Raw genomic sequence first — 12,749 nt, 5'->3', positions numbered from 1 at the left:
TTTTAGTTTGATACAGTCTATAATGATCTGGGTCTGATAATAGCTAGAAATTCTTCTCTATATGCATCACCAATGGGAATAGCCAGGTCTAAATCACGCAAAATCACCTGGTTGTCAACAATTGCTTTAATTTTATCTGTTGAAATGATAAACGATCTATGAACTCGTAGAAATTTGGGTGTTGGCAAAATTTCTTCTAGTTCCTTCAAGCTACTCAATACGATAGCACTACTTTTGCAATAATGGATCTCTACATACTGTTTGAAGCTTTCTATATACTCAATTTCTGGAAATGCTATCCTGACAACTTGGCCATCAGATCTTACATATATATATCCGTCTTTGTCAGTATCACCCATTCTCTTAATATTTGTCAGATTTAAAATATCGTTCGCTTTATTAACTGCCTTCACAAACCTTGAGTACTCTACGGGCTTTAGTAAATAATCTATCACATCCAACTCAAATCCTTCATAAGCATATTGACTATGGGCACTAGTCAAAATTATTCTTGTTCTGCCATTCACGCTCTTTGCAAACTCCAAGCCATTCATTTTTGGCATTCGTATATCCAGGAATACTAGATCAACTTTATAGTCATTAACCATTTTTATTCCTTCAATAGCATTGTTCAAACAACCGACCAACTCTAAGAAAGGTGTTTTATTGACATGATGCTTTATCACCTCAATGGCTGCCTTCTCATCGTCAATAATTAAACATCTGATCATGGCTATAATTTTATACTGAGATTAACAGTGAAAAAAAAAGTATCTTCTTTAATTTCTAAGTGATATCCTTTGCCATATGCGAGGCTCAAACGATTCTTAATGTTACTTAATCCTATTCCATCACTCTTATCAAAATTATTTTTAGCCTCTTTCCGGTTTCGTACCAAAAAATATAGGCTATTGCTTTTCTGATCATGCGCGAGTTTTATAATTATCGGCTCATCATTCTCTATCAACCTTCCATGCTTGAATGCGTTCTCAATCAATGTTATGAATACAAATGGAATAACTTTAATTCCTGATAACCTGCCGGATTTCTCAAAAGTAACGTTCAAGTTATTTGAAAATCTAAGTTGATTTATATTAATAAAGTTTTGTATTTGGTCTATTTCGCTTTGTAGGGGTATTTTTCCAGATTCATCCTCAATATTTGTAATAGAGTATCTTAGAAAATTTGCGAGATATAAAATGCCGTCAGATAAGACCTGCGATACCTCTAAAGAATGAGAATAAAAGAAATTTAACACGTTTATTACGAAATGAGGATTCACCTGCGCCTTCAAATAGCTGTATTCTGCTTGAAGTTTCTCTTTTTCTAATAGTGCCTTCTCCCTTTCCTTCATAATTAGCTCTTTGGCGAACCAGAAGCCAAAAGCAAATAACGTGTACTGAAACCACCACCAAGTATTCATGATAAATGACTGTGACATAGAATACGGACTAGGTGGGTAGTCGAGCCACAACTCAAAGCAGTAAAAAATGGCTTCCTTTAGGAAGAAAGATAGCCATAAAAGTATAAGTAAGCTTATTCCAAAAAGAACATACCGACGTTTCTTATAGAATAGTGGGAGAGCGAAAATAACGTTTGAATAGAAAATGAAAGCTGCGATGAAAAACTTGGTTAAAATATCTTCAATATAAGTATCGCCCAGATACTGTATGTAGTTAATCAGGTAGTTAAACATTGCATAAACAACCCAGATTGCTACGTGAATAGATACTATCTTAATTTGTCTTCTGCTACTTAAATTATTCATAGCATGCTTATTCATTACCTTGGACTTTCCAATGATTCAAAACAAAATTTATCCAATTTCCATTTTCATTCTTTATATAGATATCCGGTGCAATCCCGATGTTGTCGATTCTAGGATATATTTTAAATTCACTCGTTCCCATGGGACAATAATATTTTATAAACGGACAAGGTAGATTTCTTGGGTCACCAATTTCGGTATTATCCAAAGCGCCTTTTGTGTTATTTCCAAAGATTGTTACCTTTTTACTTTGTTTTGCCAATAACAAAAAGAGCTCTGAAGCGCTTCCAGTACCTTCATTAACAAGAATAGCCACCGTCTTGGGCTGTTTAAGCACCTGCCTGCATTTGATTGTATCAACGGAAGATATTTTCACCATCCTGCCGGGGTTAGTTTCCATTTTTGATATGATCTTCTTGAATGCATCAACATCCTCCTTAGAATACTCTGGAAGATTTCAGTCCGTCTTTATACATCTGTAAATTGTCTTCGGAAGACTTAACAATAAAACCATCTTGCAATATTGGGCCAGTACAGAGAAACGGTAATAATGTGTCGTATGTCATTATATGACCACCACCATTATTCCTCAAATCAATTATTAAAAAGTTAGATCCAGTTATTTTATTCAAATTTGTATTGACAATACTGTCAAGGCTTCTCTTCGCTTCTATCCATGAATCTCGTATATATATTAAGTTTACTTCTTTATTTATCTTTTTGAATCCAACAATAGGGGTAACGTCTTCATCATACTTTAAATTCTCAGGAAAGATTCTTTCCCAATTTCCGTTGCTGCCTAAGTTCATGGAATTTCTTGAAAATAATGGTACAACCGTTCTTGGGAAGTGGTCGCTTCTGTAAAATAGAATTCGGTAGTTATTTGGATTTAACTTTTCGATCTCCATTTTTAGTTGCCCTGGGAACCAAGTAACACTGTCTCCTTTTAGGATTGTTCCTACGTATTTATTATTTGACTTTTTAGATTTTAGAATGGCAACTGTATAGTTTGCATTTTTTGCTTTCCATATTCCTTCAATTTTGTCAATCTTATTGGTAGTAAAGTATAGCTGTAATTGGTTTGTATCTAGTTCTTGTTTTGGGAAGTTTATAAACATTTTGCGTAAGCTATCCTTTAAATGATTTGGTATACCAGAACCGACTATAAAAAGTGTTAGATGTGGGTCTTTAAAGTAATTAACGTAGGCCCTTAGTAATGAATAGCATTCAAAGCCTTTATTACGTGGGGATTTTGCTCTCAGACTATCCCTAAAAAGTCTATATGCCACTCCACTATCGTGTTCCAGCTTATTTTCAAATCCAACATAATTTCTCTCTATGCTATAAATTAGGCTGTCGAGGTTGACGTTACAATTACAATCTTGACCCGAAGCAGTTGCTATTGTGAAAGTTATCGCTAAAGGAAGGAAGTAATATTTCAAACGAAAGATCATAGCAAGTGAACTGTTTTAAAAGTACCGAGGCGTCGATAGAATCTAGCAGCCGTAAGTTCCGCAGGTATTGTCAATTAATGATGCGCACGTTCTGCATGATTTGGTTGGGACCTCCTGAGTGGGCATCTTATATGGAATTGCAGTCGAAAGCTTAATGATTATTTTTTTTTCCAACTTAAGCTTCTTTTGAGAGTTTTTTGAACGGGTTATCATATCTGTCTAGGGTTTTAAGTATGAGATAATTGTGTTATCAAAAATACAATTACAATTTATTGAATATTATTCAAACTACAATAAGTAGCTGAATGAACGGGTGGAATTTAGATATAAAAAGGTGTTTTTATTGAACAAAAATACTTTAATGTTATAAACATGGAACAATATAAGATGATTATAGATTTACATTGGCAAATACTATTGGTCGTTTGCGAAGATTGATTAGTATTTCCACTAATTAAAATCGGAAGAATTCCTTATTGACTTCAGTACCCAATAAATAGGAAATTTGTATTGCATGCATATTTACAGTAAGAATTACGTGACTGTCATATTGTTTCAAATACTGTAATGAACGTACCACATTGTTTTGATAATACTTTCAAATTAATATTGACCCATTATTTTCTCGATACGCTCGAAAAAAAACACACGATTATGGAAAAGTTATCGCCAATCTGCGCCCCGAGCAACAGCAGAGGCTCAATGAGCTGGAAGAAAGAACCGAAACTGAAACCGCAGACATTGAGGGCGCCATCAACATGCTAACAGCCTCCATTTCTGCTATCCATGTGTCCTTGACACAATACAGCTTTAAAAAAATGAAGGAGGAAGTCCACTTTTTTTAAGAGCATACTATTCAGTATTCTAAGCTGAACCAGCATTTCGCAAGACATTTGCGACATAAACTGGATTTTAGCCATTTCACACTTATTTTAGGCCTTGTAATTTGCTCACATGCTACCACCTGCGATAATTTTGAAAATAAAGATGAATTTCAAGGACTCTCAAGTGCGAACATCTACTTTGCCTGCTAAAGGCCAAACCAAGTCCTAACCTTCAAGGTGCACCTAGCTATGCAGGTTGCTGCGGTGGTGACCAAAACCAAATAAAGATTGAAATTATGGAATCTTTTATTGCTGAACTGCGCCGTAGTCAAGATAAGGCGCTCTTACTGCTTGAACAAAGCACTACAAATGATCTTGAACTCATTGAGGGTACTATAAATGTTTTGCAGGGCTCGTTACAGAAGCTTAAGGAGCAACTACAACAGCATAATTTCATCGACCCGGCAAAAGAGATCCATTTTTTTAAGAACCAGCTACCTGCTTTCCAGGCCGAGCTGATCTACGCTATATTGTTGGAGAAAATAGAGCGGCAAAAACCGGAAGGCACGACTGTTACTCAAAAGCAATACTACCAAAGCTGGCTTGGAAGGATCTCACGCTTTTTTGTCACACATAAAGATTTCTATGAATACGTCCGCAAGGGGGCGACTTTCTTAGACGAAAATTATTTTCTTAGGGAACGGGATGATCCCTTTACCATACGTGAAGCCTTTTCCTTTGCCCTCGACCGGCGGTTTTGCACCACCGCTTCCTTTACGCTGTCGCGTATCCTTGCGCACGGAATGCTGCAGCAGCAGCTGAACGACTGCCTAAATCTGTTAAGCGGTAGGGCTAAGCAGACAACTTTCCAGGACTTCGGGCTCCAATGGACACAATCACCCATGGCCTTAAAAGAAATGGTCTATGCGCATTTCTATGATGGCAGCTTTAATAAAGGCAAGGCGGAGATCAAACAACTGGCCGCCGCATTCAGTGCCATCTATGGCGTGAAGCTGGACAACATCTGGAGGGCAAAGCAGGAGATGTATTACCGAAGCAATATGAGCCAATATATTGATCAGCTGCGTAAGCGTTTTATCGATGGTATGCAGGAAACCGAAGACCGGCGCAAGAAATAGACGTCCCTAACTGGCAGGCGAGTTCGCAAAATTATTTCTTACCGTAGTTCCTGAAAGCACCAATAAATTGCTAAGTAAAAACTCCAATTCCAAGTTTGCCCAAACAGTCATGAGTACAAAATTGCCTATAGTGCCTTGGATACCACTGTTAGCGGGATTGAATATTACATGCGAAATATTGATGTAGAGGTTTTTCAGATTTTTAAGTACAGAGTAGGTAATTAGGTCAGTAGCCTATAAGACTATAGGAGTAAGGACGGAGAAGGATATCTCGCCGATAATCATTCCACTGACTGACCGCTGTCATCATTTAATACATAGCAAGCAGCGAAATTAGTTCAAAAAAGGTGCTGAAGCATTAGGGTCACCGCATAGCGGCTCATATTTAATTAATAAAAAAGAATACAATAGTAGTATTGAACGCACCTGGAACGCGGGACATTCATTAATTAAAAAATTGGTATGGAAAAGATTTTTGAAAATAAAGTTGCTATTGTAACCGGCGGCAGTTTTGGAATCGGCCAGGCAACAGCCGTGGCCTTCGCCCGGAGAGGTGCAAAGGTGGTCATAGCTGACTGGGTCGAAGACAATGAACAGGCCACTCTAAAGCAGATCGAAGCGGCAGGAGGAGAAGCCTTGTTTGTGAAATGCGATGTTTCGAAGGCAGCAGATATAACAGAAATGATCGATAAGGCCTTTTCTGCCTTTGGTCGGTTGGATTTTGCCTTTAATAATGCGGGCATCGAGGGTGTATCAGCTCTAACACAGGAATGCACTCAAGAAAACTGGGAGAGGACAATTGCTATTAATCTGACAGGTGTGTGGTTGTGCATGAAACATGAGCTGCCTCATATGCTTAAACAAGGGAAAGGGGCTATTGTTAATTGTGCATCTGTTGCCGGTCTAATTGGATTTGCAGGCCTCCCGGCCTATGTAGCCAGCAAGCATGCGGTGATAGGTTTGACGAAGGCGTCTGCACTGGAGAACGCGAAACTGGGAGTACGAGTTAACGCTGTATGCCCGGGAGTGATAAGGACAGCTATGGTCGATAGGATCACCGGAAAAGATAAAGTGGCGGAACAGCAATTCATCGATATGGAACCGGTAGGCCGGTTCGGAGAACCGGCAGAAGTGGCGGAAGCGGTTGTTTGGCTATGCTCCGATGCTGCGTCTTTTGTAACCGGACATGCGATGCCGGTCGATGGAGGGTGGATCGCCTCCTGAAGCTTACGCTATTGCTTTGCAGATATATCGATCTATTCATCGTTATTAACTTCTCCATTATTAGCATTTCTCATCCCCACCATAGGGAAAACCTCTCGCGGACGATTTGCAAAAACTATAAGTTTACAGCCATATTCGATACAGCCCACATTCGAGGTGAGGCGACATTACAAGAACTGCGGCTCCTGTTATCTGGTCGTTTCTGAGCTTTTCGAGTGCCTCATTGGCCTGATGGAGCTCAAATAGCTGTGTGGTTGTTCTGACGGGAACTGTCAATGCGATATTGAATAGCAGATCTGCGTCTTCACGTGTAAGGTTAGCTACGGATTTCGGGCTGCGCTCTTCCCACAGTAGCTGGTATGGAATCGATGGTATGTCGCTCATATGGATGCCTCCGAAAATGACCTTTCCTCCTTTATCAACATCGCCTAACACTTTTTTAACTAGACGGCCGTCGGGGGCAAATATCACGGCTGCGTCAGGCTTTATTGGCGGATTCACATCGGAGCCGCCGGTCCAGGTCGCGCCGGTATCTTTTGACAAGCTTTGAGCCAGAACATCATTGGGACGGGTAAAAGCGTAGATGCACTTGTGTTGGTGTACGGCTATCTGACCTATAATATGAGCTGCTGCACCAAATCCGTATATACCTATATTCACTGCACGAGCGTCAATCACCCTGTAAGCGCGGTAACCAATCAGCCCCGCACAAAGGAGTGGAGCGCCTGACTCGTTAGAGTAAGGGCTGGGAAGCGGGAAGCAATAATCTTCCCATGCAACTGTATAAGGCGCGTGACCTCCATTTATAGTATAACCGGTAGAACCGGCCTTTGAATAAAGGTTTTCTTTCCCAGCCTGACAATACTTACACTTTCCGCAAGTATAACCTAACCAGGGAATGCCCACTATGGTGCCTGGTACAAGATGATTTCCCCCGGAAACCACTGTTCCGATAATTTCATGCCCAAGGATCAACGGTAGTTGGGTTGTGAAGTTCACCATCAAAAATATGCAGATCAGTTCGACAAACGCCACAGGCAATTACCTTGATCAGTACCTGTCCTGGCTTGCTGACAGGCACCGGTACTTCTTTGAGAACCAAAGGAGTGCCAGGCTCCGTTAAAATCATGGCCAGCATTGTTGACGGCATAGTGAATAATTTTGAAAGTAACTAAGGCTATTGAATTTTATAGGGAACTATGTTTATTTAGCTTTCTCCAGAGATCTTGTACGGTATGAGGTAACCGGGGATGAATTGCGCAATAGTATAACAGACAATACAGCCATCCATACCAGGTAAGCACCGATAGTAATCCGTTCCGTAATTCCGAGCCAAGGCGTTGGTTGCTGGTCCGCAAGCTTTTTACCATCCATTCCGGCTAATATTCCAAATACTAGCAGTATCAATGCTGTTAAGATCGAGTAGTACCTGAAGCCTTTTCCATTTACGGTGGAACCAAAACCTATTGTAAGCAAAATCAGAACAGTAGTAATGCCGGTAAGGACGATGTGCATGGAATCACTAATTGTTGGTAAATCTCCCCGCAGATGCATTGGAAAAAATAATGTTGTAATAAGGCCGGTGATCCCAATGCCAATTATCAACCCGCCGGCGAAGCGCGGTCGCTTTTTGGGGATTAAAATAAGTATGCCTGATCCAAAAGCAATTACCAGTGTATCATAAAAAATATAAAGGGGTACGGCTATCGGCCGTGATACGGCGTCTAATGCCATTAGCTCGCTGATGGTCTGTGATGAGACGCTGTAACCTTTCCAGCGCCCGGCAGAAATAATATCCGCGCTGATATACAGCACGGAGGATAAAATGCCGCATAGGAATAATAGCTGTCTGATGAGTTTCATGTTTTTAGGATATATAAAGTGAAGACCCAATATTATTACAGCTTTTATAACCGGCAAATGATCTCGGTCATTTTTTTCACTAACCGTTATTCTAGTTTCTGCCTTTTTACACATGTATCTTTGGCAAAAATGAGTGCAATGAAAAAGATAGTTGCTGTTTTTGACGGCTTGAGGTTCTCAGCGAGCACATTGCAATATGCAATAGCAGTGGCCAAACAACAACCGTCCCACCTGGTAGGGCTTTTCCTGGACGATTTTACCTATAACAGCTTCAGTATGTACAAATTACTGAAAGCCGGTGCCACTGACGCCGAGATCAGGGAGCTGGAAGCCAAAGATGAGAAGATACGCGAAATATCTGCCAGGCATTTTGAACAAACCTGCCAGGACGCAGGGCTTAACTACAGCATACATCACGATCGTAGCATCGCCATCCAGGACGTCCTGCATGAAAGCATCTATGCGGATCTGCTAATCATTGACATGGATGAAACGCTCGTAACAGACGACGCTAAACCTCCTACCAGGTTCATTCGGGACTTGCTGATCGATGTACAATGCCCTGTGTTGTTAGTTCCTCAAAAATACGAGGAGATCCGAAGATTGGTATTGTTATACGACGGTGAGCCCTCATCTGTATATGCGATAAAAATGTTTAGTTATCTGATGCCCTGCCTGCAGGAGCTGCAAACAGAGGTCCTGTCAGTTAATGAGCAAGGGGAAGGGAGACACCTGGCTGATAAGCGGCTGATGAAGGAATTTATGAAACGGCATTTTCCGAAGGCTTTGTATAAAATTACCCAGGGCCGGCCCGAAGATGAGATTGCCACTTATCTGCAACAACAACCGGTTGGCACATTAGCCGTACTGGGCGCCTACAGGAGAGGAATGGTTTCCCGCTGGTTCCGTCCCAGCATGGCGGATGAGCTGATGGAGAAAATAATAATGCCTTTGTTCATCGCCCATAATAAATAGCAGCATCTAATACAGCATATTGGCTAATTTCTTTTCATTCAGGACAACAATTGATCCTTCACGGATATCAATTAGCTTTTCCTCTCTGAAGTCACCAAGGGTGCGGATCAGCGATTCAGTGGCGGTACCTGCAATGGTGGCCAGGTTATCACGGCTGATGTCAATGGCAAAGGGTTCTACTTTTTGTTCGTTGTATTTCCGGCAGAGAGATAATAATGCTTCAGCCACCTTCCTGCGCAGGGAGTTATAAGCCAGGCCTAATAGCTGCTGTTCCTTACTGGTCACGTTCCGGGCCAGCATGCGGATAAATTGTGCCGCTACGTCTATCTGGCTACTCATCAGCTCCTCGAAGTCCTCACGGGGTATGAGTGCGATCTCGCTTTCTTCCATGGCTTCCGCGGTGTCTTTATATATGGTTCCTTCCAGCATGGGAACATATCCGAAAAAGTCCCCGGTATTATAAAGGTCAACGGCAAATTCTTTGCCGTCGTCATTCCTTTTAAAGATTCTCACTTTCCCTTTTTGTATGTAAAAAAGGTTGATGGGATGATTCCCTTCGGTGTAAATAGTTTGTCGTTTTTTATACTTCTCAATGTCTCGCCCTTCTGCTAATGCTTTGATCGATGCCTTGCCGGTAGCAGCTTCCATTAAGTTGCTCAGACCCTGTAAGTTAGGCGTGAACTCCTCTCTTCTGAGGGCGGCTTTTTTCAGCCGGCTTTCTATGGCGTGCAACAGCTCCGTAGCTTCAAAAGGTTTCATGATATAGTCGTCTGCGCCCATCTCCATTCCTCTCCGGTATTCACTTCGTTCTGTTTTGGCAGTGAGGAATATAAATGGGATATCCTTCATTTCCTTATTACGCTGCAGCATGTGCAGTACACCGAACCCATCCAATACCGGCATCATGATATCACAGATCACCAGGTCCGGAACGTGCTCCAAAGCAAGTTCAACGCCGACTTTTCCATTTTCCGCCGATAGAACTTTATATCCGGCTAAATCGAGAATTTCCGACGTGTTTTCCCGGATAAATGCATTGTCTTCTATTAGCAGGATCGTTTTCATGCCTTATTGATTGAAGAATTAGCGTTTAGTTGAAAGATGATGGTAAAAGTAGTACCCTTATTTAGCTCACTGTCACAGGAAATACTGCCGTTCATCAGTTCGCAGTATTTACTGACAATATGTAAGCCTAGACCTGTTCCTTGGATATTACTGGTATTAGATCCACGGTAGAAACGCTCAAATAAATGCTGCTGATCTTCGCGTGACATTCCTATTCCCTGATCCGCTACCTTCAGTTTGAATTCACTTTCATCCAGGTGTGTACGTACCAGGATAGAAGCGTTATTAGCCGAAAACTTTATGGCATTGCTCAACAGGTTCATTGCGATATGCTTGAGCAATGAGGGGTCCAATGCTACATACGGTGGCCCTTCATGCAGATAATCAACCTGTTGTCCTTCCTTTGTAATCCCTTGCATTTCCTGTATGACATTCTGGAAGAAATCATTTACTTTAATATTGACGTGCCGCACCTGTATCTTTCCTTCCTCTATTTTGCCTACCGAAAGGAATTCATCCAAGATGTCGGTAAGCAACTTCGCACAAATAACGATCCGCTGCAGATGTTTGTCTCGCTTATCCTGATCGACCTCTTTGCTATATTGTTTAACCAGGTAAGAAGAGGACAAAATAGTGCTGAGCGGGGTGCGGAATTCATGGGATGCCAGTGAAACAAAACGTGATTTTAACTCACTGAGCTCTTTTTCCTTACCAAGGGCCATGGTAAGATCTTCTTTGGACCTTTCCAGCATCTCCATGGCTTCCCTGAGCTGCTGCGTCCGTTCTTCCACCATTTGTTCAAGCTCATTATTGAGCCGTTCTATCTTGGCTTCAGCTTGCTTTCTGGCTGTGATGTTGTTAATATAGGCAATGACAAAGTTTCCTTCTTCATTTTGGTAATGGCTCAGGCTGATCTCTACAGGAAATTCGGTACCGTCTCTACGGATGGCAAACAGGTCGAGACCAATACCCATAGGGCGGCTTTGGGGGTGGGCGGCATAACGTTCACGATGGGTTATATGCCTGTTACGGAGTTCATGGGGCAGCAATTGTTCCACGGTAAGTCCCAGGAGTTCCTTACGCTGGTACCCAAATTGTTCCAGCGCAAAGTCATTGATCATAATGATCTCTCCCTGTTTATTTGTTACCAATATGCCAATACTGGCATAATCGAATAATGCCCCAAAGCGCTGTAGCTCCTTTTCTATCTCTTTTTGATAGTAGCTGTCTGCGCTGGTATTTGTCAAACGGCAAAAGCAGTATTCTTTACCGGCATGCTTAAATAGTATTCTTTCATATATGCCATGTTGACGTTGGCCGGTACTGTTGGACCATTCGCGTTCTTCGCGCATAGGATGGCTGCCGGAAACGCCATCTACTGGGGAAAGGTCGCAGCCGTCAAGATTGTTCTTTTGCAACAGTTCTTCGAGGGTGGACAGATCCGTGCTGCCGAACATTTTCATGCCTGCTTCGCTAATATATAGCAACCTGCCGCTATCTTTCTCCCTTACGGCCACTAAGCCGCCACCCCTTTCCATAATTGCCGCAAACATAGACAACGGGAAATGAATATCCAGATCATTAATAGACGAATCCATTCAACAATTTTTGGTGATCAGCTTTTTTGTCCACATTATTCCCCTAACAAGGGGTTCTTTTTGAAGATAACTCTACGTTTGGCTCGGTACTTTTCTACGGCAAATTTACTAATATGTTCCAATGCGTCCTCGGTTGAATCTGTAAATAACATATATTTCAGATCTTGCGGGTCAATCATATACTCGTCCAGCATTTTATGAAACAGGGGCATCACCGGCTCCCAGTAGCTCTTATTCATCAGCACAACCGGGAAATCATGTATTTTATGTGTTTGTATCAGCGTTAGCGCCTCAAAGAACTCATCCATCGTTCCGATGCCACCCGGCATGATCACAAAACCGTATGAATATTTGAACATGAGCACTTTTCGGATAAAGAAATACCTGCTATTGAAACACCGGTCAAGAAATTTGTTGTGAACCTGTTCTTTAGGCAGTATAATATTACAGCCTACAGAGCGCCCGCTAGCTTCCCTGGCCCCCCGGTTTGATGCTTCCATGATCCCCGGCCCGCCGCCTGTCATAACGGTAAACCCTAATTTTGCAATGCCGGCGCCCATTTCCCTGGCCTGTTCATAATATTTGCTTCCGGGTTTCACCCTAGCAGACCCGAAAACCGCGATGCAGGGCCCTACAAAATGTAAAACCCTGAAACCACGGACGAACTCCCATAACACCCGTAGTGAGAAAAGCAGCTCCCTAGCACGAGACCGTGGGCCTTCTAGAAAATATTTTTCCTCATTGCCGGGAAAACGGCTATGTTCCGCTTTACCTGGTTTACTGGTGACCTGTTCTTCCGGCATAATTCTCGTATTTACCTGCTAATATCCTAAAATCAA

General features: G+C 41.9%; 11 protein-coding genes and 1 pseudogene. 3 read left to right on the top strand and 9 right to left on the bottom strand.

Annotation, left to right across the window (positions count from 1 at the left end):
• Window positions 1-17: 17 nt before the first annotated feature.
• From ACR9Y8_RS03910 to ACR9Y8_RS03895, 4 genes are read right to left on the bottom strand one after another with little or no spacing between them, the layout of a single operon-like run.
• A complete protein-coding gene (locus tag ACR9Y8_RS03910) occupies window positions 18-731 on the bottom strand; it encodes a LytR/AlgR family response regulator transcription factor (RefSeq protein ID WP_481211924.1) in 714 nt (237 codons plus the stop codon).
• Window positions 732-733: 2 nt separating this feature from the next.
• Window positions 734-1,783, bottom strand: a complete 1,050-nt coding sequence (locus tag ACR9Y8_RS03905; protein WP_481211923.1) for a sensor histidine kinase — start codon at window positions 1,781-1,783, stop codon at window positions 734-736.
• On the bottom strand, window positions 1,776-2,168 hold the full coding sequence (locus ACR9Y8_RS03900; RefSeq protein WP_481211922.1) for a S41 family peptidase: 393 nt from the start codon (window positions 2,166-2,168) through the stop codon (window positions 1,776-1,778). Before ACR9Y8_RS03900 ends, ACR9Y8_RS03905 begins: the two co-directional genes overlap by 8 nt.
• A 37-nt stretch (window positions 2,169-2,205) precedes the next feature.
• Window positions 2,206-3,222 (bottom strand): hypothetical protein, encoded by a 1,017-nt coding sequence (locus ACR9Y8_RS03895; RefSeq protein WP_481211921.1) that lies wholly within the window; start codon window positions 3,220-3,222, stop codon window positions 2,206-2,208.
• Window positions 3,223-4,342: 1,120 nt separating this feature from the next.
• Here ACR9Y8_RS03895 and ACR9Y8_RS03890 point away from each other — a divergent pair.
• Both ACR9Y8_RS03890 and ACR9Y8_RS03885 read left to right on the top strand, forming a co-directional pair.
• Complete coding sequence (locus tag ACR9Y8_RS03890) at window positions 4,343-5,185, top strand: RteC domain-containing protein (RefSeq protein ID WP_481211920.1); 843 nt, start codon at window positions 4,343-4,345, stop codon at window positions 5,183-5,185.
• A 462-nt stretch (window positions 5,186-5,647) separates the two neighbouring features.
• The gene (locus tag ACR9Y8_RS03885; protein ID WP_481211919.1) at window positions 5,648-6,409 is read left to right on the top strand and encodes an SDR family oxidoreductase; all 762 of its coding nucleotides are present in this window, start codon (window positions 5,648-5,650) and stop codon (window positions 6,407-6,409) included.
• A gap of 123 nt (window positions 6,410-6,532) precedes the next feature.
• Here ACR9Y8_RS03885 and ACR9Y8_RS03880 read toward each other — a convergent pair.
• Window positions 6,533-7,538 (bottom strand): annotated as a pseudogene (locus ACR9Y8_RS03880) (alcohol dehydrogenase catalytic domain-containing protein).
• A 74-nt stretch (window positions 7,539-7,612) separates the two neighbouring features.
• Window positions 7,613-8,272: a DUF998 domain-containing protein gene (locus tag ACR9Y8_RS03875; protein ID WP_481211918.1), complete on the bottom strand. Its 660-nt coding sequence runs from the start codon at window positions 8,270-8,272 to the stop codon at window positions 7,613-7,615.
• A 138-nt stretch (window positions 8,273-8,410) separates the two neighbouring features.
• On the opposite strand from ACR9Y8_RS03875, the gene ACR9Y8_RS03870 reads away from it, so the two are divergent.
• Window positions 8,411-9,247 (top strand): universal stress protein, encoded by an 837-nt coding sequence (locus tag ACR9Y8_RS03870; protein ID WP_481211917.1) that lies wholly within the window; start codon window positions 8,411-8,413, stop codon window positions 9,245-9,247.
• A gap of 6 nt (window positions 9,248-9,253) precedes the next feature.
• Here the strand turns inward: ACR9Y8_RS03870 and ACR9Y8_RS03865 are convergent, their stop codons facing one another.
• Genes ACR9Y8_RS03865 through ACR9Y8_RS03855 form a run of 3 tightly spaced genes read right to left on the bottom strand, consistent with a single transcriptional unit; the run spans window position 9,254 to window position 12,713 of the window.
• The gene (locus tag ACR9Y8_RS03865) at window positions 9,254-10,312 is read right to left on the bottom strand and encodes a response regulator (RefSeq protein WP_481211916.1); all 1,059 of its coding nucleotides are present in this window, start codon (window positions 10,310-10,312) and stop codon (window positions 9,254-9,256) included.
• Window positions 10,309-11,910 (bottom strand): sensor histidine kinase, encoded by a 1,602-nt coding sequence (locus ACR9Y8_RS03860; protein ID WP_481211915.1) that lies wholly within the window; start codon window positions 11,908-11,910, stop codon window positions 10,309-10,311. Before ACR9Y8_RS03860 ends, ACR9Y8_RS03865 begins: the two co-directional genes overlap by 4 nt.
• Window positions 11,911-11,945: 35 nt before the next feature.
• Window positions 11,946-12,713 carry an LOG family protein gene (locus tag ACR9Y8_RS03855; RefSeq protein ID WP_481211914.1) on the bottom strand — a complete coding sequence of 256 codons (768 nt, stop codon included), beginning with the start codon at window positions 12,711-12,713 and terminating at the stop codon, window positions 11,946-11,948.
• Between the last annotated feature and the right edge of the window lie 36 nt (window positions 12,714-12,749).

This window comes from Chitinophaga sp. SVR4-12A (assembly GCF_056754765.1).
This window is presented reverse-complemented; position numbering and strand designations above follow the sequence as displayed.

Excerpts from the sequence above, each read along its gene's own strand:
- ACR9Y8_RS03910 (WP_481211924.1), bottom strand. The coding sequence starts at position 731 with ATGATCAGATGTTTAATTATTGACGATGAGAAGGCAGCCATTGAGGTG.
- ACR9Y8_RS03890 (WP_481211920.1), top strand. The coding sequence starts at position 4,343 with ATGGAATCTTTTATTGCTGAACTGCGCCGTAGTCAAGATAAGGCGCTC.
- ACR9Y8_RS03860 (WP_481211915.1), bottom strand. The coding sequence starts at position 11,910 with ATGGATTCGTCTATTAATGATCTGGATATTCATTTCCCGTTGTCTATG.
- ACR9Y8_RS03865 (WP_481211916.1), bottom strand. The coding sequence starts at position 10,312 with ATGAAAACGATCCTGCTAATAGAAGACAATGCATTTATCCGGGAAAAC.
- ACR9Y8_RS03855 (WP_481211914.1), bottom strand. The coding sequence starts at position 12,713 with ATGCCGGAAGAACAGGTCACCAGTAAACCAGGTAAAGCGGAACATAGC.
- ACR9Y8_RS03900 (WP_481211922.1), bottom strand. The coding sequence starts at position 2,168 with ATGGAAACTAACCCCGGCAGGATGGTGAAAATATCTTCCGTTGATACA.
- ACR9Y8_RS03885 (WP_481211919.1), top strand. The coding sequence starts at position 5,648 with ATGGAAAAGATTTTTGAAAATAAAGTTGCTATTGTAACCGGCGGCAGT.
- ACR9Y8_RS03875 (WP_481211918.1), bottom strand. The coding sequence starts at position 8,272 with ATGAAACTCATCAGACAGCTATTATTCCTATGCGGCATTTTATCCTCC.
- ACR9Y8_RS03870 (WP_481211917.1), top strand. The coding sequence starts at position 8,411 with ATGAAAAAGATAGTTGCTGTTTTTGACGGCTTGAGGTTCTCAGCGAGC.
- ACR9Y8_RS03905 (WP_481211923.1), bottom strand. The coding sequence starts at position 1,783 with ATGAATAAGCATGCTATGAATAATTTAAGTAGCAGAAGACAAATTAAG.
- ACR9Y8_RS03895 (WP_481211921.1), bottom strand. The coding sequence starts at position 3,222 with ATGATCTTTCGTTTGAAATATTACTTCCTTCCTTTAGCGATAACTTTC.